This is a genomic window from Acinetobacter sp. C26M, from assembly GCF_023702675.1.
GTDB lineage: Bacteria > Pseudomonadota > Gammaproteobacteria > Pseudomonadales > Moraxellaceae > Acinetobacter.
The window spans coordinates 428,192-450,032 of record NZ_CP098478.1 but is presented as its reverse complement, the minus strand read 5'-3'; the positions used below and the strand labels follow the sequence as shown (position 1 = coordinate 450,032).

36 protein-coding genes and 1 pseudogene are annotated in these 21,841 nt (G+C 42.0%); 1 reads left to right on the top strand and 36 read right to left on the bottom strand.

Annotated elements, in window-relative coordinates:
* Positions 1 to 12 precede the first annotated feature (12 nt).
* The 4 genes from NDN11_RS02175 to NDN11_RS02160 form a co-directional block, all read right to left on the bottom strand.
* Positions 13 to 1,128 carry a hypothetical protein gene (locus NDN11_RS02175; RefSeq protein WP_251110641.1) on the bottom strand — a complete coding sequence of 372 codons (1,116 nt, stop codon included), beginning with the start codon at positions 1,126 to 1,128 and terminating at the stop codon, positions 13 to 15.
* A gap of 359 nt (positions 1,129 to 1,487) precedes the next feature.
* Positions 1,488 to 1,694, bottom strand: coding sequence for a hypothetical protein (locus NDN11_RS02170; RefSeq protein WP_167248705.1), 207 nt, complete (start codon positions 1,692 to 1,694; stop codon positions 1,488 to 1,490).
* Between the two features lie 207 nt (positions 1,695 to 1,901).
* Complete coding sequence (locus NDN11_RS02165; protein WP_251111469.1) at positions 1,902 to 2,291, bottom strand: hypothetical protein; 390 nt, start codon at positions 2,289 to 2,291, stop codon at positions 1,902 to 1,904.
* Positions 2,284 to 2,541, bottom strand: a complete 258-nt coding sequence (locus NDN11_RS02160; protein ID WP_004804137.1) for an FAD assembly factor SdhE — start codon at positions 2,539 to 2,541, stop codon at positions 2,284 to 2,286. Before NDN11_RS02160 ends, NDN11_RS02165 begins: the two co-directional genes overlap by 8 nt.
* A 187-nt stretch (positions 2,542 to 2,728) precedes the next feature.
* On the opposite strand from NDN11_RS02160, the gene NDN11_RS02155 reads away from it, so the two are divergent.
* The gene (locus NDN11_RS02155; protein ID WP_167248702.1) at positions 2,729 to 3,901 is read left to right on the top strand and encodes an acyl-CoA dehydrogenase family protein; all 1,173 of its coding nucleotides are present in this window, start codon (positions 2,729 to 2,731) and stop codon (positions 3,899 to 3,901) included.
* Positions 3,902 to 3,950: 49 nt separating this feature from the next.
* Here NDN11_RS02155 and NDN11_RS02150 read toward each other — a convergent pair whose 3' ends face one another.
* The 32 genes and pseudogenes from NDN11_RS02150 to NDN11_RS01995 form a co-directional block, all read right to left on the bottom strand.
* The gene (locus NDN11_RS02150) at positions 3,951 to 4,451 is read right to left on the bottom strand and encodes a DUF2059 domain-containing protein (protein ID WP_251110640.1); all 501 of its coding nucleotides are present in this window, start codon (positions 4,449 to 4,451) and stop codon (positions 3,951 to 3,953) included.
* A gap of 126 nt (positions 4,452 to 4,577) precedes the next feature.
* The gene (locus tag NDN11_RS02145) at positions 4,578 to 6,068 is read right to left on the bottom strand and encodes a flavin-containing monooxygenase (protein WP_004804131.1); all 1,491 of its coding nucleotides are present in this window, start codon (positions 6,066 to 6,068) and stop codon (positions 4,578 to 4,580) included.
* Between the two features lie 333 nt (positions 6,069 to 6,401).
* Complete coding sequence (locus NDN11_RS02140; RefSeq protein ID WP_251110639.1) at positions 6,402 to 6,920, bottom strand: tetratricopeptide repeat protein; 519 nt, start codon at positions 6,918 to 6,920, stop codon at positions 6,402 to 6,404.
* A 269-nt stretch (positions 6,921 to 7,189) separates the two neighbouring features.
* Positions 7,190 to 7,555 carry a 50S ribosomal protein L17 gene (gene rplQ / locus NDN11_RS02135; protein ID WP_004641032.1) on the bottom strand — a complete coding sequence of 122 codons (366 nt, stop codon included), beginning with the start codon at positions 7,553 to 7,555 and terminating at the stop codon, positions 7,190 to 7,192.
* 18 nt (positions 7,556 to 7,573) lie between these two features.
* Positions 7,574 to 8,581 carry a DNA-directed RNA polymerase subunit alpha gene (locus tag NDN11_RS02130; RefSeq protein ID WP_004657700.1) on the bottom strand — a complete coding sequence of 336 codons (1,008 nt, stop codon included), beginning with the start codon at positions 8,579 to 8,581 and terminating at the stop codon, positions 7,574 to 7,576.
* 18 nt (positions 8,582 to 8,599) lie between these two features.
* Positions 8,600 to 9,226: a 30S ribosomal protein S4 gene (gene rpsD / locus NDN11_RS02125; protein WP_004657698.1), complete on the bottom strand. Its 627-nt coding sequence runs from the start codon at positions 9,224 to 9,226 to the stop codon at positions 8,600 to 8,602.
* Between the two features lie 12 nt (positions 9,227 to 9,238).
* A complete protein-coding gene (rpsK, locus tag NDN11_RS02120; RefSeq protein ID WP_004281491.1) occupies positions 9,239 to 9,625 on the bottom strand; it encodes a 30S ribosomal protein S11 in 387 nt (128 codons plus the stop codon).
* Positions 9,626 to 9,644: 19 nt separating this feature from the next.
* Positions 9,645 to 10,001, bottom strand: coding sequence for a 30S ribosomal protein S13 (gene rpsM / locus NDN11_RS02115; RefSeq protein WP_004657696.1), 357 nt, complete (start codon positions 9,999 to 10,001; stop codon positions 9,645 to 9,647).
* 107 nt (positions 10,002 to 10,108) lie between these two features.
* Positions 10,109 to 10,225 (bottom strand): 50S ribosomal protein L36, encoded by a 117-nt coding sequence (gene rpmJ / locus NDN11_RS02110; RefSeq protein WP_000867907.1) that lies wholly within the window; start codon positions 10,223 to 10,225, stop codon positions 10,109 to 10,111.
* 21 nt (positions 10,226 to 10,246) lie between these two features.
* Positions 10,247 to 11,566: a preprotein translocase subunit SecY gene (gene secY, locus NDN11_RS02105; protein ID WP_171061115.1), complete on the bottom strand. Its 1,320-nt coding sequence runs from the start codon at positions 11,564 to 11,566 to the stop codon at positions 10,247 to 10,249.
* 45 nt (positions 11,567 to 11,611) lie between these two features.
* Positions 11,612 to 12,052: a 50S ribosomal protein L15 gene (gene rplO, locus NDN11_RS02100; protein WP_004804120.1), complete on the bottom strand. Its 441-nt coding sequence runs from the start codon at positions 12,050 to 12,052 to the stop codon at positions 11,612 to 11,614.
* Positions 12,053 to 12,055: 3 nt separating this feature from the next.
* A complete protein-coding gene (gene rpmD / locus NDN11_RS02095) occupies positions 12,056 to 12,232 on the bottom strand; it encodes a 50S ribosomal protein L30 (protein WP_004804119.1) in 177 nt (58 codons plus the stop codon).
* 6 nt (positions 12,233 to 12,238) lie between these two features.
* Positions 12,239 to 12,736, bottom strand: a complete 498-nt coding sequence (gene rpsE / locus NDN11_RS02090; RefSeq protein ID WP_004657688.1) for a 30S ribosomal protein S5 — start codon at positions 12,734 to 12,736, stop codon at positions 12,239 to 12,241.
* Between the two features lie 2 nt (positions 12,737 to 12,738).
* Positions 12,739 to 13,089 carry a 50S ribosomal protein L18 gene (gene rplR, locus NDN11_RS02085; RefSeq protein ID WP_004775881.1) on the bottom strand — a complete coding sequence of 117 codons (351 nt, stop codon included), beginning with the start codon at positions 13,087 to 13,089 and terminating at the stop codon, positions 12,739 to 12,741.
* A gap of 14 nt (positions 13,090 to 13,103) precedes the next feature.
* The gene (gene rplF / locus NDN11_RS02080) at positions 13,104 to 13,637 is read right to left on the bottom strand and encodes a 50S ribosomal protein L6 (protein ID WP_004804118.1); all 534 of its coding nucleotides are present in this window, start codon (positions 13,635 to 13,637) and stop codon (positions 13,104 to 13,106) included.
* Between the two features lie 13 nt (positions 13,638 to 13,650).
* On the bottom strand, positions 13,651 to 14,046 hold the full coding sequence (gene rpsH, locus NDN11_RS02075) for a 30S ribosomal protein S8 (protein ID WP_004804117.1): 396 nt from the start codon (positions 14,044 to 14,046) through the stop codon (positions 13,651 to 13,653).
* Between the two features lie 11 nt (positions 14,047 to 14,057).
* Positions 14,058 to 14,363 (bottom strand): 30S ribosomal protein S14, encoded by a 306-nt coding sequence (gene rpsN, locus NDN11_RS02070; RefSeq protein WP_004641050.1) that lies wholly within the window; start codon positions 14,361 to 14,363, stop codon positions 14,058 to 14,060.
* A gap of 9 nt (positions 14,364 to 14,372) precedes the next feature.
* On the bottom strand, positions 14,373 to 14,909 hold the full coding sequence (gene rplE, locus NDN11_RS02065) for a 50S ribosomal protein L5 (protein ID WP_004657683.1): 537 nt from the start codon (positions 14,907 to 14,909) through the stop codon (positions 14,373 to 14,375).
* 16 nt (positions 14,910 to 14,925) lie between these two features.
* Positions 14,926 to 15,243 (bottom strand): 50S ribosomal protein L24, encoded by a 318-nt coding sequence (gene rplX / locus NDN11_RS02060; RefSeq protein ID WP_004804115.1) that lies wholly within the window; start codon positions 15,241 to 15,243, stop codon positions 14,926 to 14,928.
* A 9-nt stretch (positions 15,244 to 15,252) separates the two neighbouring features.
* Positions 15,253 to 15,621 carry a 50S ribosomal protein L14 gene (gene rplN, locus NDN11_RS02055; protein ID WP_004657680.1) on the bottom strand — a complete coding sequence of 123 codons (369 nt, stop codon included), beginning with the start codon at positions 15,619 to 15,621 and terminating at the stop codon, positions 15,253 to 15,255.
* Positions 15,622 to 15,713: 92 nt separating this feature from the next.
* A complete protein-coding gene (gene rpsQ, locus NDN11_RS02050; RefSeq protein ID WP_004657679.1) occupies positions 15,714 to 15,971 on the bottom strand; it encodes a 30S ribosomal protein S17 in 258 nt (85 codons plus the stop codon).
* Positions 15,968 to 16,165, bottom strand: coding sequence for a 50S ribosomal protein L29 (gene rpmC / locus NDN11_RS02045; RefSeq protein ID WP_000849927.1), 198 nt, complete (start codon positions 16,163 to 16,165; stop codon positions 15,968 to 15,970). Before rpmC ends, rpsQ begins: the two co-directional genes overlap by 4 nt.
* Complete coding sequence (gene rplP, locus NDN11_RS02040; RefSeq protein ID WP_004657678.1) at positions 16,165 to 16,578, bottom strand: 50S ribosomal protein L16; 414 nt, start codon at positions 16,576 to 16,578, stop codon at positions 16,165 to 16,167. The genes rpmC and rplP overlap by 1 nt, the downstream gene beginning before the upstream one ends.
* Positions 16,518 to 17,334: pseudogene (gene rpsC, locus NDN11_RS02035) on the bottom strand (30S ribosomal protein S3). Before rpsC ends, rplP begins: the two are co-directional and overlap by 61 nt.
* Before the next feature lies 1 nt (position 17,335).
* On the bottom strand, positions 17,336 to 17,665 hold the full coding sequence (gene rplV / locus NDN11_RS02030) for a 50S ribosomal protein L22 (protein ID WP_004657676.1): 330 nt from the start codon (positions 17,663 to 17,665) through the stop codon (positions 17,336 to 17,338).
* Positions 17,666 to 17,676: 11 nt separating this feature from the next.
* Entirely contained in the window at positions 17,677 to 17,952 is a 276-nt protein-coding gene (rpsS, locus tag NDN11_RS02025) for a 30S ribosomal protein S19 (RefSeq protein ID WP_004641066.1), read from the bottom strand.
* Positions 17,953 to 17,965: 13 nt separating this feature from the next.
* Positions 17,966 to 18,790: a 50S ribosomal protein L2 gene (gene rplB / locus NDN11_RS02020; protein WP_004660349.1), complete on the bottom strand. Its 825-nt coding sequence runs from the start codon at positions 18,788 to 18,790 to the stop codon at positions 17,966 to 17,968.
* Positions 18,791 to 18,801: 11 nt separating this feature from the next.
* Positions 18,802 to 19,122 carry a 50S ribosomal protein L23 gene (rplW, locus tag NDN11_RS02015; RefSeq protein ID WP_004641070.1) on the bottom strand — a complete coding sequence of 107 codons (321 nt, stop codon included), beginning with the start codon at positions 19,120 to 19,122 and terminating at the stop codon, positions 18,802 to 18,804.
* On the bottom strand, positions 19,119 to 19,721 hold the full coding sequence (gene rplD / locus NDN11_RS02010; protein WP_004804113.1) for a 50S ribosomal protein L4: 603 nt from the start codon (positions 19,719 to 19,721) through the stop codon (positions 19,119 to 19,121). Before rplD ends, rplW begins: the two co-directional genes overlap by 4 nt.
* A gap of 11 nt (positions 19,722 to 19,732) precedes the next feature.
* On the bottom strand, positions 19,733 to 20,371 hold the full coding sequence (rplC, locus tag NDN11_RS02005; RefSeq protein WP_004657674.1) for a 50S ribosomal protein L3: 639 nt from the start codon (positions 20,369 to 20,371) through the stop codon (positions 19,733 to 19,735).
* A 59-nt stretch (positions 20,372 to 20,430) separates the two neighbouring features.
* Positions 20,431 to 20,742 carry a 30S ribosomal protein S10 gene (gene rpsJ, locus NDN11_RS02000; protein ID WP_000070912.1) on the bottom strand — a complete coding sequence of 104 codons (312 nt, stop codon included), beginning with the start codon at positions 20,740 to 20,742 and terminating at the stop codon, positions 20,431 to 20,433.
* 227 nt (positions 20,743 to 20,969) lie between these two features.
* The gene (locus NDN11_RS01995) at positions 20,970 to 21,698 is read right to left on the bottom strand and encodes a type 1 glutamine amidotransferase (RefSeq protein WP_167248699.1); all 729 of its coding nucleotides are present in this window, start codon (positions 21,696 to 21,698) and stop codon (positions 20,970 to 20,972) included.
* Between the last annotated feature and the right edge of the window lie 143 nt (positions 21,699 to 21,841).

Sequence of the window (21,841 nt, the reverse complement as noted above, 5' to 3'; positions counted from 1 at the left end):
GTTTAATTCAGGTTACTCCGCTGGAGTTTCTTGTGCTGGTGCTGCTTGGTCTGATGCTGGCGCAGCTTGATCCTGTGCAGGTGCCGCTTCACCACCATCAAATAACGAATCCAACTCAGCTGAGCTTTCTTGCTTGTCATCCCAGAATGAGGTTAGACCTTCATCATTGGCCCTTACACCTGTATTTTCAGTCCAATAACGATCTGCAATACCACGAACCATCAAACCAGCCATTTTATCAATCAATCTAAACTGAGGATTCGCTGGTTTGTCATCACCTGTGGCTGCAGCATAAGAACGAAAAGCATCGCGCAGTTTCGCATCATCACCACTCGCTTGTGCTGCAACAGCATATAAAGCATGTGCTAAACGAACACCCTTCTTCTCACCAATTGCCATAGACTGCTTCATGGTTGCATAAGGTTCAGGTTTGCCATCACCAGCACCTGGTAATAAGGTCCAGATCACAGCACGGGTTGCCACTGGAGCGCCCCAGAATTTTTCATTATCTAAACACGCCATACCACGTTCAACGATCCCTGCAATATCCTTAGGTACATTGATCGCACCGCCAGAATTAATATCGTTGGTCATAGCCTGCAGACCGCTAACCATACCGAGTAAATAAACAGTTTGGTCTAGATCATTACGCATGGTTGGGCATGAATCGCCTAACTTATATTTGTATTTGCTTTCCCAACGGTTTGCAAAAAGCTGATAGCCTGCGTATTGACGCTCAGCAGCAATTCCCGCCCAACGTTTCTGTTCGATACGTGCATCTTGTGCTTCTGAAATCTGACCTGCTTTAGACGCACGTAGATAACGCAACTCTGCTTCTAAAGCTTGATTTTCAGCACAAACACCAGCTGCGGTATAGAGTAATACCGCCATTCGGGTTGGGTCAGCCCCCATATCTTTGGTTGACATCACTGCTGGGGTTAAAGCATTCCCAGAGTTACACACCATTTCAGCATCATCCATTGCTAAAATCGGTGGAACAATATGGTTCTCACCAAAACCAAGTGCGACATTCGCACCCGTCTTAATCACATATGAACATCCTGATAGCATTGATGTTGTCAATACAGCAACCGCCACACCTTGTCCAATTTTTTGGAGTTTAGACATACTTCCTGTCCCTCTAATAATTTGTTTTTTCCTTTTAGCTGTACATTATCAGATGCATAACCTGAATTAAAGAGTAATTGCTCTAATTTTAACTGAGACATTTTGACACAGATCACAGCGGAATGAATTGACACTTGGGCGGTTTAACAGGAATTTCAGGCAAAAAAAAGTAGCATTGCGACGGTTCAGCACATGCTACTTATTAACTGGTAAAATCGTGAAACTCTTTATATTTTAGTTTTGTTGAAAATAATCCTTGAGTAACGTTCCAGCTCTTCCTACAACAATCGCCATAACGATTGCAATTACTAGAAACATCCACATTGAAATCTCCATAGAGACCTCCTACACTTAGGTATCTACTTTTGGTAGATACTAGATTGGCGTTCATCATCGATATTCACGGGAGAGTGATATATTGATGACACTTTCAATCTCTTTCTCTTGGTCACTGCAACTTGAGGTTGACGTGATTCAAGAAATTCCCTGAGTAAAGTTCCTGCTCTTCCTACTACAATCGCAAAAATAATTGCAATCACCAGAAACGACCATGTTGGAATTTCCATTTTGGACCTCCACCATACTTTACGTTGGTGTTTGTACTTTAACGAAAATAAATCGGACTTGATCGCCAGATTGTCTGACAATCATAATTTTCACTATTTTTTAGAGTATTTAATCTAACAATTTAAACAAAACAAATTCTAATTTTAACTAAATTATTGAAATTTATATTTTTATTAATTTTATACAGTTGTAGAATTGTCAAACAATTATGCCAATTTTGCGCGTAATTTTAGCTTTTGCCACTGAGAATGTGATAATTGATCCCACCAAATGATACAAGTTCTCTGGTTTGAATGAGAAAAATAGAGTGCGATGTAAAATTTGTGATCCAATATTTTAACGATTTTTCTGCGCTGAATCTTTAATTCGGGGTCATAAAACTCGAACGAACATTCTTGATGATCCAAGTATTCAAAACGTTTAATCTGTGGCTGTTTGAGAAACAAAATCCAAGCAGCTCCCATCATGCAGAAGCACAATAGCCAAATCCATAAGGCAAGCAAGGAATAAGTTAAACTAAGGATGGCAATGAAAATCAAGAGCTGCAATACCATCGCAAAACGACTGCGTTGCAGCTCGAAAACACCATTAGCCATGGACATAGTGTTTTAATTTTAAAATAAAATCTTTTAATTCTGCACGAGGCGGTTCTCCAACCTCCATAAACCAATCCAATAAATCAGGATCTTCTTGATCGACCAACTCCGCAAATAATGCCTTTTCAGCGATATCAGCTGTCAGATAGTGGTTTTTAACATAAGGATCAAAATACACATCGATTTCTTTTAAACCACGACGTGCACGATACACAACCTTACGCTCTTCCAGTGTCATTTCATCAGACATTATTGGCTCCGCAATGCAACAATTTTCCCATAGTGTACCCGATCTCCCCAATGAAGTTCTTAGAGATTTTTCTCAAGTGACCAAATACATCAATCAAATTGAGCATTGATCACATTGTCCACTATTTTCAATTTCTTGTATGGTGATGAAGATGATTTAAATCCAACACTCTAGGGAAAAATAACAAATGCAATCAGGTGCTATTCGTCCAATTCCAAACATGCTGCCACGAAAACTGTTTACTTCTGACCACGAAGCATTCCGCGAAACCGTGCGTAAATTCTATGAGAAAGAAGTTGTACCTAATATTGAAAAATATGAAAAACAACAACATGTTGATCGTGACTTATGGAATAAAGCAGGTGCACTTGGTTTGCTTTGTACGACCATGCCAGAGCAATACGGTGGTTCAGGTGTAGATCGCCTTTACAGTATGATTCTGATCGAAGAACAAGCCTATGCCATGGATTCAAGCACGGGCTTCTCTTTACATTCAGATATCGTGGCCAACTATATCAATAACTTTGGGAATGAGCAGCAAAAGCAACACTGGTTACCGAAAATGGCAACAGGTGAAGCCGTGACTGCGATTGCGATGACTGAACCTGGTACAGGTTCAGACTTACAAGCAGTTCGCACAACTGCCGTATTAGATGGCGATGAATATGTCATCAATGGTTCTAAAATCTTTATTACCAATGGCTATCTATGTGATATGGCGATTGTGGTGTGTAAAACAGGCAACAATGAAAAAGGCTCAGCCAATTTATCCTTACTGATTGTAGAAGCGGATCGTGCAGGTTTCAGCAAAGGTAAACCACTGAACAAAATTGGGATGAAAGGCCAAGATACTTGTGAATTGTTCTTTGATAATGTCCGTGTACCGAAAGAAAACCTATTAGGTATGGAAGGCATGGGCTTTATCATGTTGATGAAAGAGCTCGCTTGGGAACGCATGCTGGTCGCAATTATCTGTCAAGCAGGTGCTGAAGCTGCCTTTGCACATACAGTACAATACACTAAAGATCGTAAAGCATTCGGCAAAGCCATTAGCACCTTCCAAAATACTCGTTTTAAACTGGCAGAATTGCGTACGGAAATTGATTTCTGTCGTACTTATCTTGATCGCTGTATGGAACTACAGCTTGAAGAAAGCTTAGGTGTGGATGCTGCGGCAGCTGCAAAATACAAAATTTCTGATATGTTCTCAAAAGTTGTAGATGACTGCTTACAACTGCATGGTGGTTATGGCTATATGCTGGAATATCCAATTGCCCGTGCTTATATCGATAACCGTGCCAATCGCATTTATGCAGGTACCAATGAAATCATGAAAGAACTCATTTCTCGTACGCTCTAAATATCAATACAACAAAGGGATCGTGCCCAATGCGCGATCCCTTTTTTATTTATTTCGATTCAGGTTTTTCATCAGCTTGAACAGGCTGTGGATTCATCCTTGCCATCAACTGCTTCACTTTAGGATTCTCAATATATTGTTGCATCGTGGTATTAAGCGCAGTACGCGCATTTTGTGTAGTGAAATGCGCGACCTCACTGCCAACATCACTGGCTTTCTTTGCCCAAGCCTTCCCTTCTACAGATTGATAGAAGTTCAAGGCAGCTTGTAACTCTTTCTGGCTAAAACTTTCCACATAACGTTGCACGATAAATTGCTTACGCTGTTCACTGTTCAAATTTTTACTCAAATCGGTATAAAAACTTTCGGGTAAGTCTTTTGGCAAACGCATACGAATTTGCTCTAAAATCATTTTATCGGTGTTTTGCAGCCCTTGTTCCGTCCCGTCAACGGATGCCAACTTTTGCGCAATGACTTCTTTTTGTTTTACATCATCGGCAAAGACCGATGTACTGAATAATAATGTCCCTAAGATGATGATTCTTTTCATCGTATTATCCCTAATCTAAATTTTCTAATGTGCTCAATATACGCGATATTGACCAGATTTAAAGTCTGATTGCAAATAAAAAAACCCCATGCTTATGCATAGGGTTTTAATGAACTCAATGAGTGATTACGACACCAGTTTTGGTTTACGATCGACTTGCTCACCACGTTTATGGAATTGTAGGACGACATCATTGAATGATGCATCTTTCAATTCTTTGCGATCCGCAAGATAGTTATTGGTGATTTTCCAAGGTGCTTTTTTACCTTGTTTTGGCATCACATCTGCTGCACGTGCAATATAACCCGAAGACATTTTACCCATAATGGTGTCTTGTTCACGCAATGCTGGATCCGCATGGGCAATCACTTCATCATAGCCATTTTTATCCATATGATTAAGCAAACGACAGATATAATCCGCAGCAATATCAACTTTTAAAGTCCAAGACGCATTGATATAACCAATGATCATCGCCATATTTGGCACATCACTCACCATCACACCTTGATAAAGCATGTGTTGTGAGGTATCCATTGGCTTGCCATCGATTGTACCTTTCACGCCACCCAAGATTTGAATTTCCAAACCTGTCGCTGAAATCACAATATCTGCTTCAAGGTGTTTACCAGACTTCAATTGAATACCATTGGCAGTGAATTTTTCAATTTGATCTGTTTCAACATTGGCTTGGCCTTCACGTAGCGCTTTAAATAAGTCACCATCTGGCACCACACATAAACGCTGATCCCAAGGATTATAGCTCGGTGTAAAGTGTTTCATATCCACTTTACCCTTCAACTGTAATTCAATGCCTTTCAACAATAAGCGACGAACAGTTTTCGGATATTTTTGCGCTAATGCATAGATACCGCGCTGCATACCAATATTACGTGCACGGGTAAATTTATAAGCCGTTTCTTCTGACATAAATTTACGGGTTTTTTCATAAATAAAGTCAATTGAAGGAATTGTCGCAATATAAGAAGGAGAACGCTGCAACATGGTCACGTGCCCTGCACCGCCTTTCACCATTGAAGGAACAAGGGTAATTGCTGTCGCACCACTACCAATGATCACCACTTTCTTGCCAGTGTAATCCAGATTTTCTGGCCAGTGTTGTGGGTGGATCAATTGACCTTTGAAATCTTCTTGTTTCGGGAACTTCGGTGCATAACCTTGATCATAATTATAATAGCCCGTACAACCCATCACAAAGTTTGCTGACCACGTTTGCTTTTTCTTGTTAGAGTCTTCAATTTCCACAGCCCATTTTTTCTTTGCAGAATCATAGTTTGCAGAAAGTACACGATGGCCAAAATGGATTTTATCTTTTAACTGATTCTCACTGATCACATCGCTTAAATAACCCTTGATCTCAGCACCACTCGCCAAAACTTTGTCTTTTGCCCATGGCTTAAAATTAAAACCAAATGTTGACATATCTGAGTCAGAACGAATACCAGGGTAGCGGAATAAATCCCATGTTCCGCCAAAACTATCACGACGCTCTAAGATTTCGAATTTACGTTGTGGACAGTTCTTCGAGAGATGCACAGCTAACCCAATCCCAGAGATACCTGCACCAATAATTAATACATCAACTTGCTTTTCCATTTTTTTTATACCCTGTATAAACCATGACTTTATTAAAGCACAAATTTGACAATACGCAATGTCAAGTTTGGTCATTCATCGGTTTTTTCATATCACTTCGGGACATTTTTAAAAAATTGAGGGGTAAAAAATCTAGAAATTTTTGCTTGGATTTCTTTTATCAGAGGCTCTTAGTTAAGAGAAAAGATAGCCGTGTTTAGGCACTTATCTGCTCGGGTTCATTAGAAAAATAATATTTAAAACATTCATAAAAATGAAAACCATTCTAGAATGTTTTATACTTGAATGGCTCATACAAAAATATCAAAAATGAAATCAACAGCTTAAAATAGATTAATTAGCATTTGCTTTATCTTCCCAAAATTTTGCAGTATCTAAATTTTGTTCTACGCCTATTCCATATTGATACATAAACTCCATCTCTCTCATGGCCTCTTTACTTCCTCTAGCAGCAGATTTTTTAAGTAAATCTAATGCTTGCTCAATATTTTTTGTAACACCCTCACCATTACGATATAACCTAGCTAAGCCAACCATAGAATCAATATGATCGAGTTCTGATCCCTTTAAAAACCAAACAAACGCTTTTTTATAATGATCTTCAGCATCTATAGGATCTGTATCTTCAACCAAACCTGCATATGTTGCATACCCGTCGCCTAGCCAATACATAGCATTTACATTACCATTTTCAGCAGACTTCATCGCCCAAGATTCAGCTTGAACCTCATCTTCATCAATCCCATAGCCATGTATATAAACGTCTGCTAATTCTAATTGCGCTGATGAATCACCATTCTTTGCTTTAATTAATAGCTCATTTGAGAAGGTTGGATTAGCTGATGTATGCATAGAAATGATTAGTCCTAAAATAATAGATATGAACCCGAAAATTTTCATTTTCCGCCTTTAAATTAAATTTGTTTTTCGTTCTTTGAGTTTTAATCATACTTTATAAATATGAAAATCATGAGTCTATCTAACCAGCTCATAACGATTTAGACAGAAATTAATAGCTTTTTAAAGCTGAAAGCGATCTTCTTTAAATATTAAATAATAAAAAAGACCGGCTATTACACCGGTCTTTTTTGGAACAACTGACTGTTCTACACGTAGAAGTATTATTTTACTTCACGGTCAACGAGTTCAACGTAAGCCATCGGTGCAGCATCACCTGCACGGAAGCCCGCTTTAAGAACACGAAGATAACCGCCGTTACGTTCTTTGTAACGAGGGCCAAGAACGGTAAATAATTTACCAACAGTTGCTGCAGAACGAGTACGAGCAAACGCTAAACGACGGTTTGCTACTGTATCGTTTTTAGCTAAAGTGATTAAAGGCTCAGCAACGCGGCGAAGTTCTTTCGCTTTAGGTAAAGTTGTTTTAATTAACTCATGCTCAACTAAAGCATTCGTTAAATTTTGAAACAACGCCTTACGGTGGCTGCTGGTACGGCCTAATTTCACACCACTATTACGATGACGCATGGTGATAGTCCTACTTAATTAACGGCTACGATAGGCAAAACGGTCATCCATACGGAGACTAGCTGGTGGCCAGTTCTCTAAACGCATGCCGAGTTGTAAACCTTTCGATGCCAAAACATCTTTGATCTCTGTTAACGATTTTTTACCTAAGTTAGGAGTTTTTAACAACTCCACTTCAGTACGTTGAACAAGATCACCAATGTAGTAAATATTTTCTGCCTTCAAACAGTTAGCAGAACGAACAGTTAGCTCGAGATCATCTACTGGACGAAGCAAGATTGGGTCAACTTCTTCGCGAGGCTCTTGAGCAACAGGAGTTTGATCTTTCTGAAGATCAACAAAAATTGCAATTTGTTGTTGCAAGATTGTTGCCGCTTTGCGGATTGCTTCTTCTGGATCAACAGTTCCGTTAGTCTCAAGATCGATCACTAACTTATCAAGATCGGTACGTTGTTCAACACGAGCATTTTCTACTGTGTATGAAACACGCTTGATTGGACTATAAGAAGCATCTAACTGTAAACGACCTACAGGACGTGTTTCACCTTCAGGGAAACGTGAGTCAGATGTTTCATAGCCACGACCTTGAGCAACTTTAAGGCGCATTTTTAATGAACCAGTTGAACTCAAAGTACCGATTAAATGATCAGGGTTAACCACTTCAACATTATGAGGTAAACGAAGGTCAGCTGCAGTTACGTCACCCGCCCCTTGTTTCTCTAATGTCAAATATGCTTCATTTTGATCGAACAGCTTAATAGACAATCCTTTTAGGTTCAGCAAGAGCTCGACGATGTCCTGCTGCAAGCCTTCTAAAGTACTGTACTCGTGCTCGACACCTTCTATTTCTACTTCAACCACAGCAGCGCCAGGTAAAGAAGACAATAGAATGCGACGTAAAGCATTACCTAGAGTATGACCAAAGCCACGCTCTAAAGGTTCCAGAATCACTTTTGCCGAGGTCCCGCTCACCGCTTCGACCTTGATCGCTTGCGGAGTTAGAAACTCGTTTGCAGTACGCGTCATTTATTGCTACCTCAAGGATTATTTAGAATACAATTCTACAATCAAGCTTTCGTTGATTTCAGCAGGTAAATCAGAACGATCTGGTGCAGCTTTAAACGTACCTTCTAACTTAGAATGGTCAATTTCCATCCAAGCAGGGATACCACGTTGAGCAGCTAATTCAATTGCGTTTTTAATACGTAATTGTTGTTTAGCGCCTTCGTGTACTGCAATTACATCACCAGCTTTAACTTGGATAGATGCAATGTTAACACGACGACCGTTCAAAGTGATGCTACGGTGAGATACTAACTGACGAGCTTCTGCACGTGTAGAACCAAAACCCATGCGATAAACAACGTTATCAAGACGGCTTTCAAGCAATTTCAACAAGTTTTCACCTGTTGCGCCTTTCACACGAGCAGCTTCTTTGTAGTAGTTACTAAATTGACGCTCTAACACACCGTACATACGACGTACTTTTTGTTTTTCACGTAATTGTAGTGAGTACTCTGATTGTTTGCTACCACGAGCTCCGCCATGTTGGCCAGGAGCTTTAGCATGTTTTTTAGTCTTAACGTCAAATGGTTTAACGCCAGATTTTAATTGCAGGTCTGTCCCTTCGCGGCGAGAGAGTTTGCATTTTGGACCAATATAACGAGCCATGAATGTTTCTCCTTACACGCGACGTTTTTTAGGTGGACGGCAACCGTTGTGCGGAATTGGAGTCACATCGGTAATGCTGTTAATTTTATAACCCACTGCACCTAATGCACGAACCGCAGATTCACGACCAGGACCAGGACCTTTTACAAGGACGTCCAAGTTTTTCAAACCGTAATCTAAAGCAGCTTTACCAGCAACTTCAGCAGCTACCTGAGCAGCAAACGGTGTTGATTTACGTGATCCACGGAAGCCTTGTCCACCTGAGGTAGCCCAAGCCAATGCATTACCTTGACGATCGGTAATCGTAACAATGGTGTTATTAAAAGAAGCGTGAATGTGTGCGACACCTTCAGAGACGGTACGAGTGACCTTCTTGCGTGCGCGAGTATCTTTAGCCATCTTTTAGCTTCCAGAAATCTTATTTCTTAATCGGTTTGCGCGGACCTTTACGGGTACGTGCGTTAGTTTTGGTGCGTTGTCCGCGAACAGGCAAGCTGCGACGATGACGAAGACCGCGGTAGCAGCCTAAATCCATTAAACGTTTAATGTTCATGGAAATTTCGCGACGTAAATCACCTTCGGTCGGAACCTTAGCAACTTCTGCACGAATCGCATCAAGCTGAGCATCATCTAATTCACGAATCTTTGTAGTTTCAGTGATACCTACAGCAGCCAAGATGTTCTTAGCAGTGTGGCGACCTACACCAAAAATATACGTGAGAGAGATAACAGCATGCTTGTTATCCGGAATGTTTACACCGGCAATACGAGCCATTCAATTTTCTCCAAAAAGGCAGTCAAGATAATCAACCGCCCCACAAAAATCTTGAGGGGCGGATAATAACCTAATTAGCCTACTGAAATCAACAGGTCTTAATTAAATTAACCTTGACGCTGCTTATGACGAGGTTCTGCGCTACAAATTACGCGAATAACCCCATTACGACGGATAACTTTACAGCTACCACAAATTTTCTTTACAGAAGCTTGTACTTTCATGATGAAACCTTCTAAGTGCGCTTATCCCTTAGGATGAGCAGTCGTTTTTCTCATTAACGTTTGATTATCATACTGATGCGAAGTAAGGTGCGCTTGGAGTTGCGCCATAAAGTCCATTACCACTACCACTACAATCAGTAAAGATGTCCCACCCAGATGGAATGGAATACCGAACGAACTCTGTAGCACCATAGGCATTAAACACACTACGGTAATGTAGATTGCACCAATGAAGGTCAAACGGTTAAGAATATGATCTAAATAACGAGCCGTTTGCTCACCTGGGCGGATACCAGGCACATATGCCCCGCTACGCTTTAAATTCTCTGATACTTCTTTCGGGCTAAATACTAGCGCAGTATAGAAATAACAGAAGAAGATAATTAACGCGCCAAAGAGCATTAAATACAACGGCTGTCCAGGCGATAACACCAATGCCAGATCTTGTAAGCTACGTTTCACAATCCCTGCATTTGGATCAGCACTTCCTAACCATTGTCCCAAACTCGCTGGAAATAATAACAATGAGCTTGCAAAAATTGCTGGAATAACACCTGCCATGTTAATTTTTAACGGTAAGTGTGTTTGCTGTGCAGTAAATACGCGACGACCTTGCTGCTTCTGTGCATAGTTCACTGGAATACGACGCTGTGCTTTTTCAATAAACACAATCGCAGCTAAAACGGCTAATGAGAGTAAACCGAATACAGCTAAACCAATTAAACTACCTTGACCATTTTGTACAGACGTAAACGACTGAATTACGAGATTTGGCAAACCTGCCACAATACCCGCAAAAATGATCATCGAGATACCATTACCAACACCACGTTCGGTAATTTGCTCGCCCAACCACATCAAGAACATTGTTCCCGCAACTAACGAAGTTACTGCTGGAACGTAGAATGCTAAGCCTGAAGTTAAGGTAATACCTTGACTAATCAGGCCAGCACACATCCCTACACCTTGCACGAGTGCAAGAAATAAGGTGCCGTAGCGTGTATATTGATTGATCTTACGCTTGCCTTGCTCGCCTTCTTTTTTCAAAGCTTCTAGCGAAGGAACTACCGTAGACATTAACTGCACGATAATCGATGCAGAAATGTACGGCATAATCCCTAACGCTAGAATCGACATGCGTTCTAATGCACCACCAGAGAACATGTTAAATAAACCTAAGAAGGTACCTTCATTAGCTTTAAAAAACTGAGCTAGTGCTACATTATCAATCCCCGGCAACGGAATATGCGCTCCTAGTCGAAAGACCAATAACGCGCCAATCAAAAACATTAATCGACGAATAATTTCACGGTATTTCACATGAAATGGTTGGCCTTTCATCATGTTTACATGACCAGTAGAACTAGGAGTCATAGACACTCGAGATTACTCCTCGACTTTACCGCCAGCAGCTTCAACAGCAGCTTTAGCGCCTTTAGTCAACACAACACCTTTAACAGTGAATGCGCGAGTGATTTCACCAGAAAGAACGATGCGAGCACGAATTTGGTCACGACGAACAACATTCGCAGCTTTTAAAGTTTCAAGGCTAACAACATCACCTTCAACTTTATTCAACTCAGACAAACGTACTTCAGCAGTTTTCAAAGCGATTTGGCTAGTGAAACCGAATTTAGGCAAACGACGATATAACGCAGTTTGACCGCCTTCAAAGCCCGGACGAGTACCACCACTTTTACGTGAGTTTTGACCTTTGACACCACGGCCACCAGTCTTACCAACGCCAGAACCGATACCACGGCCTAAACGACGGTTATCACGCTTAGCACCTTCTGCAGGTGCAAGTTCATTTAAACGCAGAGTCATGGCTTATTCCTCTACACTAACCATATAGTAAACTTTGTTGACCATACCACGGTTAGAAGGCGTATCTTGCACTTCTACAGTATGACCAATACGACGCAGACCTAAACCTTTAAGGCAAAGTTTATGATTTTTTAAACGATGCGAAGAAGATTTAGTCTGGGTAACTTTAATCGTTTTCATGATTGATTACCCTTGAATTTGTTCTACTGAAAGACCACGTTTCGCAGCGACTTTCTCAGGAGAAGTCATATCACGCAAACCTTTGAAAGTTGCGTTTACTACGTTAGCAGCATTTGTAGAACCATAACATTTAGCAAGTACGTTATGTACACCTGCAGCTTCAAGAACAGCACGCATAGCGCCACCAGCAATTACGCCAGTACCTTCTGAAGCAGGTTGCATGTATACACGGCTTGCGCCATGACGAGCATTCACAGGGTGTTGTAAAGTAGTACCCGCAAGGTCTACAGTGATCATGTTACGACGAGCAGCTTCAAGTGCTTTAGAAATAGCAGCTGGAACTTCACGTGCTTTACCACGACCAAAACCTACACGACCATTACCATCGCCCACAACAGTTAATGCTGTGAAAGAGAAGATACGACCACCTTTAACAACCTTGGCTACACGATCAACGGCAACCAGCTTTTCAACGAGACCTTCGTTTTGTTCAACTTTCGCCATGATTAGAACTCCAAGCCGCCTTCACGAGCAGCATCAGCCAAGGCTTTGATACGACCATGATATTTAAAACCAGAACGGTCAAATGCAACTTTGGTAACACCAGCTGCTTTAGCACGTTCTGCGATCAAAGCACCAACTTTCGTAGCTGCATCCACATTACCTGTAGTACCGCTACGCAAAGATGCATCTAAAGTTGAAGCTTGCGCTAAAACTTTTCCACCATCTGCTGAAATAACTTGCGCATAGATGTGACGCGGCGTGCGGTTTACACACAAACGAGTCGCACCCAATGCACGAATGTGCAAGCGTGTGCTTTTCGCACGACGCAAACGGGTTTGTTTCTTTTCGTTCATAAGAACCTCGCGCCTTATTTCTTCTTAGCTTCTTTACGAAGAATAACTTCATCCGAATAACGAACACCTTTACCTTTATATGGTTCAGGAGAACGGTATGCACGGATTTCCGCTGCCACTTGACCTAACAACTGCTTGTTTGCTGATTTCAAAATGATTTCAGTAGCAGTTGGAGTTTCCGCTGTTACACCTTCAGGTAAAGCGTAGTCAATCGGGTGTGAGTAACCAAGGTTAAGGTTTACAGATGTACCCTTAACCGCAGCTTTATAACCAACACCAACAAGCTGTAACTTACGTTCGAAGCCTTCGCTAACACCTTTTACAAGGTTGTTCAATACAGCGCGAGCAGTACCAGCTTGCATCCAAGCGTCTTTCGACTCTTTAGCTGGAGCAAGTTGAAGTTTACCTTCTTCCTGTTTTAGCTCGACCAGCGCATGCAGGTTGAAAGACAATGTACCTTTGCTGCCTTTCACTTCGACCTGCCGGCCGTTCTGAGTAACTGTTACACCATTAGGTACAGTTACTGGGGCTTTAGCCACACGAGACATGAGGAATCACCTATTAAGAAACAAAAGCAATAACTTCACCACCAACGCCCGCAGCACGTGCAGCGCGATCAGTCATGATGCCTTTGCTTGTAGAAACAATTGCAATACCTAAACCTTGCTTAACGCTAGGAATTTTATCTTTACCGCGATATTGGCGTAGACCTGGACGGCTTACACGCTTAACGGTTTCGATAACTGGTTTGCCTTCGAAATATTTTAAAGTAATTGTCAAAGTAGATTTTGTTTCTTCAGAAGCAACTTCTACGTTTGAAATATAACCTTCTTGTTGAAGTACGTTTGCAATAGCAACTTTCAACTTAGAAGAAGGCATAGAAACAGTTTGTTTCTTAGCCATTTGTGCGTTACGAACACGTGTTAACATGTCGGCAACGGTATCTTGCATACTCATTTAGTCGCTCCTTACCAGCTTGCCTTAACAACGCCTGGTACATCACCCTGCATTACTGTGTCACGTAATTTGTTACGGCTTAAACCGAACTTACGGAAGTAACCATGAGGACGACCAGTTAAACCACAACGGTTACGAAGACGTACTGGAGATGCGTTACGTGGCAATGCCTGTAACTTTAATGTCGCTTCGAAACGTTCTTCGTCACTTGCATTTACATTAGCAATCGTTGCTTTTAATTCAGCACGTTTTGCAGCGTATTTAGCAACTGTCTTTTCGCGTTTCAATTCGCGATTAATCATACCTTTCTTAGCCATATCGACCTCTTATTTGAACGGGAAGCCGAATGCACGCATAAGCGCACGGCCTTCGTCATCGCTACGAGCAGTTGTCGTAATAGTGATGTCTAAACCACGGATACGATCAATCTTGTCAAAATCGATTTCAGGGAAAACGATTTGCTCTTTTAAACCCATAGAGTAGTTACCACGACCATCAAATGATTTCGCAGAGAAACCACGGAAGTCACGGATACGCGGGATAGCGATCGAGATCAAACGATCCAAGAATTCGTACATTTGGTCGCCGCGTAAAGTAACTTTACAACCGATCGGCCAACCATCACGGATTTTGAAACCAGCGATTGATTTACGAGCAAGTGTCACAACTGGTTTTTGACCAGCAATGAGTTGCATATCAGCAACAGCGCCATCTAATAATTTCTTATCAGTTGCAGCTGCGCCTACACCCATGTTAAGAGTGATTTTTGTGATGCGAGGAATATCCATCACATTCTTAACGCTAAGTTCTTCTTGTAACTTCGCTTTAAGTTCATCGTTGTAACGTGCTTTAAGTCTGGCCATTGCCTTTTTCAACCTATTACTTCGCTACCGCCACTGATTCACCATTTGATTTATAAACACGAGTTTTCGCGCCATCAATCACTTGGTAACCAATACGGTCAGCCTTTTGGGTTGTAGCATTAAAAATTGCCACGTTTGAAATATGAAGCGTAGCCTCTTGAGTAACGATACCGCCTTCAGCGCCAGTTACACGGTTTGGCTTTTGATGCTTCTTCACTAAGTTAAGGCCTTCGACCTTAACTCGATCTTCAGAAACAGACAAAACGATACCTTGTTTGCCTTTTTCTTTACCTGCGATCACAATTACTTGATCGCCTTTTTTAATCTTAGCCATGATTGCCTCTTATAGAACTTCAGGAGCCAATGAAATGATTTTCATGAACTGTTCAGTACGAAGTTCACGAGTCACTGGTCCGAAGATACGAGTCGCAATCGGAGCTTTGTTGTTGTTCAAAATAACAGCTGCGTTATCGTCGAAACGAATAACTGAACCGTCTGGACGACGGATGCCGAATTTTGTACGAACAACTACAGCATTCATCACGTCACCTTTTTTAACACGTGCGCGTGGAATTGCTTCTTTTACAGTAACTTTAATAATATCGCCAACTGAAGCATAACGACGGTGTGAACCACCAAGTACTTTAATACATTGTACGCGGCGTGCACCACTATTGTCTGCTACGTCGAGCATACTTTCGGTTTGAATCATTGCCCTACTCCAAAACCGAGCATCACCGGTCACAATTTCGAAAGGCTCAAAGAGTACTCGAAATTGTCCGATGATGCAACAAGAACGTCTAATTACTCAGCAGCAGCTTCAACTACTTCCACTAAAGTCCAAGCTTTAGTTTTAGAAATTGGGCGGCTTTCTTTGATGGTTACCAAGTCGCCTAATTTAGCAACATTGTTCTCATCATGAGCGTGTAATTTAGTTGAACGGCGGATTGATTTGCCATACAACGGGTGTTGAACGCGGCGTTCAATAAGCACAACAATAGACTTGTCCATTTTGTCGCTTACGACTTTGCCGGTTAACGTGCGGACTGTTTTTTCACTCATTGTCCGTTCCCCTGTTTTTCGGTAAGGAGTGTCTTAATACGAGCAATTGTCTTACGAGCAATTTGCACTTCATGCGATTTGCCTAATTGACCAGTTGCTTTCGCCATACGAAGACGGAATTGGTTAAGCTGTTGCTCATCAAGCAAAGCTTTCAACTCTTCTACCGACTTTTCACGTAGATCTTTAGTTTTCATTACATCACCGTCCGAGTCACGATAGTGGTTTTAAACGGGAGTTTAGCAGCAGCTAAAGCAAAAGCTTCACGCGCTAACTCATCGCTAACACCTTCAATTTCGTACAGGATCTTACCTGGCTGGATCTGACAAACCCAGTATTCCACGCTACCCTTACCTTTACCCATACGTACTTCTAATGGTTTTTCGGTAATTGGTTTGTCTGGGAATACGCGGATGAAGATTTTACCACCACGTTTGATACGACGGCTAATGGTACGACGTGCAGCTTCAATCTGACGCGCAGTCATACGACCACGTTCAGTTGCTTTAATTGCAATCGAACCAAATGATACTGTACTACCACGATGCGCTAGACCAGTGTTACGGCCTTTGTGCACTTTACGGAATTTGGTACGTTTAGGTTGCAACATGGATTATTCTCCCTTGTCAGCAGCACGGTCACCGCGACGACCACGACGCTCTTGACCTTCACCACGACCACGACCACGTTTAGCTGGACGCTCTTCAGCAGGAGCAGGGTTCATGACTTGTTTCATGCCACCTAAGATCTCGCCACGGAAAATCCAAACTTTAACACCGATCGTACCGTATGTTGTTTCTGCGCGCATAGTTGCATAGTCGATGTCAGCACGAAGCGTATGCAAAGGTACACGACCTTCACGATACCACTCAGTACGAGCAATCTCTGCACCACCTAAACGGCCAGAAACTTCAACTTTGATACCTTTAGCGCCAGCACGCATAGTGTTTTGAACCGCACGCTTCATAGCACGACGGAACATAACACGCTTTTCTAATTGAGAAGCAATTGCTTCAGCAACTAAACGTGCGTCCAAGTCAGGGCGATCAATTTCATTGATGCTAACTTGAGCTGGAACACCCATAATGTTGGTGAGTTCGCGCTGTAATTTTTCAATATCTTCGCCTTTTTTACCGATAACGATACCAGGACGAGCAGTGCTAATAGTTACTTTAGCAGCGCCTGTAGGACGTTCGATAAGAATATTGCTGATCATCGCGTTTTTAAGTTTTTTAGTTAAAAACTCACGAACTTGAAGATCTTTAAGCAAGTATTCAGCGTATTGTTTCGGACTCGCATACCAGTTAGCGTTATGACGTTTCACAACACCTAGGCGGATACCGATTGGATGAACCTTCTGACCCATATCAAACCCCTACCTTAACGGTGATGTGACAAGTACGCTTAGTAATACGATCTGCACGGCCTTTAGCACGTGGCATGATACGTTTAAGGCTCATGCCTTCATCAACGTAAATCGTAGTTACTTTAAGGTCATCAACATCTAAGCTGTTGTTATGTTCAGCATTCGCGATTGCAGATTCAAGTGCTTTTTTAACAAGCACAGCTGCTTTCTTGTTGCTGAAGTTCAAAATGTCTATCGCACGTGCAACCGACTTACCACGGATCAAATCAGCAACTAAACGTGCTTTTTGTGCCGAGATAGCGGCACCGCGTAATTTAGCAGTTACTTCCATCATAGCACCTATTAACGTTTAGACTTCTTATCAACACCGTGACCACGATAGGTACGAGTTGGCGCGAATTCACCCAATTTATGACCAACCATGTGTTCAGTAACAATTACTGGAACGTGGTTACGGCCATTGTGAACAGAAATTGTTAAACCAACAAAGTCTGGAAGGATCATTGAACGACGTGACCATGTTTTGATCGGCTTACGGTTGTTAGCAGCAATCGCAGCTTCAACCTTAGCGAACAAATGCGCGTCGACGAATGGACCTTTTTTTAATGAACGAGGCATTATTCAGATTCCCTTACTTGACGCGACGGTCGCGAATAATCATCTTAGTCGTACGCTTATTGGTACGTGTCTTGTACCCTTTAGCTTTTTGACCCCATGGACTTACAGGTTGAATACCTTTACTACGTCCTTCACCACCACCGTGCGGGTGATCTACCGGGTTCATCGCCATACCACGAACGGTAGGACGAATACCACGCCAGCGCGCAGCACCAGCTTTACCCAATGAACGAAGGTTGCTTTCTTGGTTAGAAACTTCACCAATTACAGCACGACATTCAACGTGGACTTTACGCATTTCACCAGAACGTAAACGAACGATAGCGTAAGAACCATCACGACCCAACAACTGAACTGAAGTACCAGCAGAACGTGCTAATTGAGCACCTTTACCGATTTTAAGTTCAAGGTTGTGAAGTGTAGAACCGATTGGCATGTTGCGAAGTGGCAAGCAGTTACCTGGACGAATTGGAGCATCGTTACCAGATTGTACTTTATCACCAGCACGTAGGCCTTTAGGTGCAATGATGTAACGACGTTCACCATCAGCATATTTCAACAAAGCAATATGAGCTGTACGGTTAGGATCGTATTCGATGCGCTCTACAGTCGCTGGAATACCATCTTTGTTACGTTTAAAGTCAACAATACGGTAGTTTTGCTTATGACCACCACCCACGTGACGTGTAGTGATGTGACCATTGTTATTACGACCACCAGTACGTTTTTTAGCTTCTACCAACGGTGCATAAGGCGCGCCTTTGTGAAGATGGTCATGAACCACTTTCTCTACAAAGCGACGTCCTGGAGACGTTGGCTTACATTTTTGAATTGGCATAATTCTCGTCCTTATTCCGCTGCGTTTTCAGCGGTATCGCCCAAGTCAGCCATCTCTACATCTTGGCCAGCTTTCAGGGTGACGTATGCTTTTTTCACATCAGAACGACGTCCTAATGTTTTACCAAAGCGTTTTGTTTTACCTTTAGTGATCGTTGTATTGATTTTTACAACTTCAACACCAAAGAGCTGCTCAACTGCTTTTTTGATTTCAAGTTTGTTTGCATTTAATGCAACTTTGAACACTTGAACACCAGCAGTATCACCTAAAACTTGTGCTTTTTCTGAGAATACTGGTCCTAATAGGACTTGATAGATACGTTCGTTGTTCATCCGAGTTCTACCTCAATTTTCTTAGCAGCAGCTACAGACATTACAACTTTATCAAATGCGATCAAGCTAACAGGATCAATAGCAGTAGCATCAACCACATCAACGTGTGGAAGGTTGCGAGCTGCGAGATACAAGTTCTCATCTACAGCATCTGTAATGATCAATGCGCGAGTTGCATTCAAGTCTGTAAGTTTTGCAAGCAAGTCTTTAGTTTTTGGAGCTGCAACAGCAAACTCTTCAACTAATACAAGACGATCTTGGCGAACAAGTTCAGCTAAGATACATTGCATTGCACCGCGGTACATCTTACGGTTTACTTTTTGAGACCAATCTTGTGGGCGAGCAGCAAAAGTTTTACCACCACCAACCCAGATAGGGCTACGAATAGAACCCGCACGAGCGCGACCAGTACCTTTTTGACGGAATGGCTTTTTACCACCGCCAGAAACATCTGCACGTGATTTGTGAGCACGAGTACCTTGACGACCACCAGCTAAGTAAGCTGTAACAACTTGGTGTACAAGAGCTTCGTTAAATTCACGTCCGAAAGCAACTTCAGACAATTCAACAGCAGAGCCGGAAACAGTTTTTAAATTCACAGTATTTCCCCTCAGGCCTTGATGGTAGGACGTACGATAACGTCACCGCCAGTTGAACCAGGAATAGCACCCTTAACAACTAAAACAGAACGTTCAGCGTCAATAGATACGATTTCAAGACCTTGAACTGTTACGCGTTCGTCACCTAAGTGACCAGCCATTTTCTTGCCTTTGAACACGCGACCAGGTGTCTGGTTTTGACCTGTAGAACCTAATACACGGTGAGATACAGAGTTACCATGAGTAGCATCTTGCGTACGGAAATTCCAACGCTTAACACCACCTTGGAAACCTTTACCTTTTGACTGACCAGTAACATCAACAATTTGACCAACTGTGAACAGATCAACACCGATAGAAGCACCCACTTCACGGCCTTCAAGCTCAGCTTCAGTAACACGGAACTCTTTAACCAAACGACCAGCAGCAACACCCGCTTTCGCGAAGTGACCTTTCTGAGCGTTAGTTACGCGCGATTCGCGACGTTCACCAGTAGTTACTTGAATTGCTTGATAACCATCAGTTTCAAGTGTTTTGATTTGCGTAATGCGGTTTGGATCGACTTCGATAACTGTAACAGGTACAGATACACCAGCATCTGTAAAGACGCGAGTCATACCACATTTGCGACCGACTAAACCAATAGCCATGTGCATAAACCTCTAAAAAAGCGGCCTAATTAACTTATAAAGTTAATCAACCGAAAGCCTTAACCCAAAGCGATCTGAACATCAACACCAGCAGCAAGATCTAACTTCATCAATGCATCAACAGTTTTATCTGTTGGTTGAACGATGTCGATCAAACGCTTATAAGTGCGGATTTCGTACTGATCACGAGCGTCTTTGTTGACGTGTGGTGAAGTAAGAACGTTGAAGCGTTCGATGCGAGTAGGCATCGGAATTGGACCACACACTTGTGCGCCAGTACGCTTAGCGGTTTCTACGATCTCTTGAGCAGATTGATCAATCAGACGATGATCAAAAGACTTCAAACGGATACGAATTCTCTGGTTAGACATACCAGTAAACTCCAAGCCAAATATATAAAGAATCACCCATGACGCACCTCACCATTCTGGTAAGTGTCAAGGGCAGTGAAAATCACTAAGGTCATGATCGATGCCACGACTGTAATGCGTTAACTACTTTCTTCGTAGTAAACGCCCTCCATTTGAGGGTCGCTCATTATAACGATTGTTTAAGTCTTATGCAATTCTTCTTTTCATTTTTTAAGCAATCAATCCTGCTATGCACTCACAACATAATCGATTGCCTGATTCAGCAAACGATTACCCTGTTCAAATTTACTTTTGATAGTTCTTTTTAATTCAGATATCGGTTGTACATATTTACCATTAAAAACCGCCATGTCCTCTTCATTCTCAATCAAAAGTGCCAAGGTCTGTGGCGTCATTTCTGGATGAAACTGAAACCCAAGAACATTACGCCCAATCTGATACATTTGATTTCGACAGACTTTATTCTCGGCCAAGCGCACCCCACCCTTTGGAATTTCAAAGGTTTCACTATGCCATTGTAAAATATTCAACTGCTCTGGAATCTGAAAATAATCTTCAGGCACATGCGATGCACGCCCCACATCCATCCAACCCAATTCTTGGTGCGGATTACGGCTCACAGCGGCCCCTAGGGCATTGGCAATCAATTGCCCACCCAAACACAATCCAATAGCAGGTTTACCAGCAGCCAAATAACGTCGTAGCCACCTTTTTTCAAGCTTTAACCATGGATAATTTGCTTCATCATTCACACTCATGGTTCCACCCATGATAATCAATAGATCGACTTCATCTACTCGTGGTAAGGCTTCCAATTCCAATGGCAAATCAACGGGCAATGCAAAAAACTCTGTTGCGGTAATTTTTGCTTTATGTGCTTTTAAAAAGTCATAGCAACTGCCAAAACCTTCGCCAGCAATGTGCTGAAAATAATGCACTCTTAAATGCGACTTCATGCGCTAAAACCTATTTATCGTTAGAATGATAATTAGTCTTAGCAAAAATAAAGCCAGTTTTGAGCAATCCTATTAATCCGTACCGATTCTGTACAAAAGCAGCGCAACACTAGCGGCTTTGTTGATTTTCTCTTAACCTAAGT

What these genes read in the sequence shown, in the direction of transcription:
- rplO (WP_004804120.1), bottom strand. Translation starts at nt 12,052, where the DNA reads ATGACTCTGCGTTTAAATGAACTTGCACCTGCAGAAGGTGCTAAGCGT.
- NDN11_RS02175 (WP_251110641.1), bottom strand. Translation starts at nt 1,128, where the DNA reads ATGTCTAAACTCCAAAAAATTGGACAAGGTGTGGCGGTTGCTGTATTG.
- rpsE (WP_004657688.1), bottom strand. Translation starts at nt 12,736, where the DNA reads ATGGCGAAAGTTGAACAAAACGAAGGTCTCGTTGAAAAGCTGGTTGCC.
- NDN11_RS02165 (WP_251111469.1), bottom strand. Translation starts at nt 2,291, where the DNA reads ATGGCTAATGGTGTTTTCGAGCTGCAACGCAGTCGTTTTGCGATGGTA.
- NDN11_RS01995 (WP_167248699.1), bottom strand. Translation starts at nt 21,698, where the DNA reads ATGAAGTCGCATTTAAGAGTGCATTATTTTCAGCACATTGCTGGCGAA.
- rplP (WP_004657678.1), bottom strand. Translation starts at nt 16,578, where the DNA reads ATGTTGCAACCTAAACGTACCAAATTCCGTAAAGTGCACAAAGGCCGT.
- NDN11_RS02145 (WP_004804131.1), bottom strand. Translation starts at nt 6,068, where the DNA reads ATGGAAAAGCAAGTTGATGTATTAATTATTGGTGCAGGTATCTCTGGG.
- rpsS (WP_004641066.1), bottom strand. Translation starts at nt 17,952, where the DNA reads ATGCCTCGTTCATTAAAAAAAGGTCCATTCGTCGACGCGCATTTGTTC.
- NDN11_RS02170 (WP_167248705.1), bottom strand. Translation starts at nt 1,694, where the DNA reads ATGGAAATTCCAACATGGTCGTTTCTGGTGATTGCAATTATTTTTGCG.
- NDN11_RS02155 (WP_167248702.1), top strand. Translation starts at nt 2,729, where the DNA reads ATGCAATCAGGTGCTATTCGTCCAATTCCAAACATGCTGCCACGAAAA.
- rpsN (WP_004641050.1), bottom strand. Translation starts at nt 14,363, where the DNA reads ATGGCTAAGAAAGGTATGATTAATCGCGAATTGAAACGCGAAAAGACA.
- NDN11_RS02130 (WP_004657700.1), bottom strand. Translation starts at nt 8,581, where the DNA reads ATGACGCGTACTGCAAACGAGTTTCTAACTCCGCAAGCGATCAAGGTC.
- rpsM (WP_004657696.1), bottom strand. Translation starts at nt 10,001, where the DNA reads ATGGCTCGTATTGCCGGTGTAAACATTCCGGATAACAAGCATGCTGTT.
- rpsK (WP_004281491.1), bottom strand. Translation starts at nt 9,625, where the DNA reads ATGGCTAAAGATACTCGCGCACGCAAGAAGGTCACTCGTACCGTCTCT.
- rplW (WP_004641070.1), bottom strand. Translation starts at nt 19,122, where the DNA reads ATGAACAACGAACGTATCTATCAAGTCCTATTAGGACCAGTATTCTCA.
- rplQ (WP_004641032.1), bottom strand. Translation starts at nt 7,555, where the DNA reads ATGCGTCATCGTAATAGTGGTGTGAAATTAGGCCGTACCAGCAGCCAC.
- rpmD (WP_004804119.1), bottom strand. Translation starts at nt 12,232, where the DNA reads ATGAAAACGATTAAAGTTACCCAGACTAAATCTTCTTCGCATCGTTTA.
- rpsD (WP_004657698.1), bottom strand. Translation starts at nt 9,226, where the DNA reads ATGGCTCGTTATATTGGTCCAAAATGCAAACTCTCTCGCCGCGAAGGG.
- rplR (WP_004775881.1), bottom strand. Translation starts at nt 13,089, where the DNA reads ATGAACGAAAAGAAACAAACCCGTTTGCGTCGTGCGAAAAGCACACGC.
- rpmJ (WP_000867907.1), bottom strand. Translation starts at nt 10,225, where the DNA reads ATGAAAGTACAAGCTTCTGTAAAGAAAATTTGTGGTAGCTGTAAAGTT.
- NDN11_RS02160 (WP_004804137.1), bottom strand. Translation starts at nt 2,541, where the DNA reads ATGTCTGATGAAATGACACTGGAAGAGCGTAAGGTTGTGTATCGTGCA.
- rpsH (WP_004804117.1), bottom strand. Translation starts at nt 14,046, where the DNA reads ATGAGTATGCAAGATACCGTTGCCGACATGTTAACACGTGTTCGTAAC.
- rplF (WP_004804118.1), bottom strand. Translation starts at nt 13,637, where the DNA reads ATGTCTCGTGTGGCTAAAGCCCCAGTAACTGTACCTAATGGTGTAACA.
- NDN11_RS02150 (WP_251110640.1), bottom strand. Translation starts at nt 4,451, where the DNA reads ATGAAAAGAATCATCATCTTAGGGACATTATTATTCAGTACATCGGTC.
- rplE (WP_004657683.1), bottom strand. Translation starts at nt 14,909, where the DNA reads ATGGCCAGACTTAAAGCACGTTACAACGATGAACTTAAAGCGAAGTTA.
- rplX (WP_004804115.1), bottom strand. Translation starts at nt 15,243, where the DNA reads ATGGCTAAGATTAAAAAAGGCGATCAAGTAATTGTGATCGCAGGTAAA.
- rplB (WP_004660349.1), bottom strand. Translation starts at nt 18,790, where the DNA reads ATGCCAATTCAAAAATGTAAGCCAACGTCTCCAGGACGTCGCTTTGTA.
- rplN (WP_004657680.1), bottom strand. Translation starts at nt 15,621, where the DNA reads ATGATTCAAACCGAAAGTATGCTCGACGTAGCAGACAATAGTGGTGCA.
- secY (WP_171061115.1), bottom strand. Translation starts at nt 11,566, where the DNA reads ATGAAAGGCCAACCATTTCATGTGAAATACCGTGAAATTATTCGTCGA.
- rplC (WP_004657674.1), bottom strand. Translation starts at nt 20,371, where the DNA reads ATGGCTATTGGTTTAGTCGGTCGCAAATGTGGTATGACTCGCGTCTTT.
- rpsQ (WP_004657679.1), bottom strand. Translation starts at nt 15,971, where the DNA reads ATGAGTGAAAAAACAGTCCGCACGTTAACCGGCAAAGTCGTAAGCGAC.
- rpsJ (WP_000070912.1), bottom strand. Translation starts at nt 20,742, where the DNA reads ATGTCTAACCAGAGAATTCGTATCCGTTTGAAGTCTTTTGATCATCGT.
- NDN11_RS02140 (WP_251110639.1), bottom strand. Translation starts at nt 6,920, where the DNA reads ATGCATACATCAGCTAATCCAACCTTCTCAAATGAGCTATTAATTAAA.
- rplV (WP_004657676.1), bottom strand. Translation starts at nt 17,665, where the DNA reads ATGGAAGTAACTGCTAAATTACGCGGTGCCGCTATCTCGGCACAAAAA.
- rpmC (WP_000849927.1), bottom strand. Translation starts at nt 16,165, where the DNA reads ATGAAAACTAAAGATCTACGTGAAAAGTCGGTAGAAGAGTTGAAAGCT.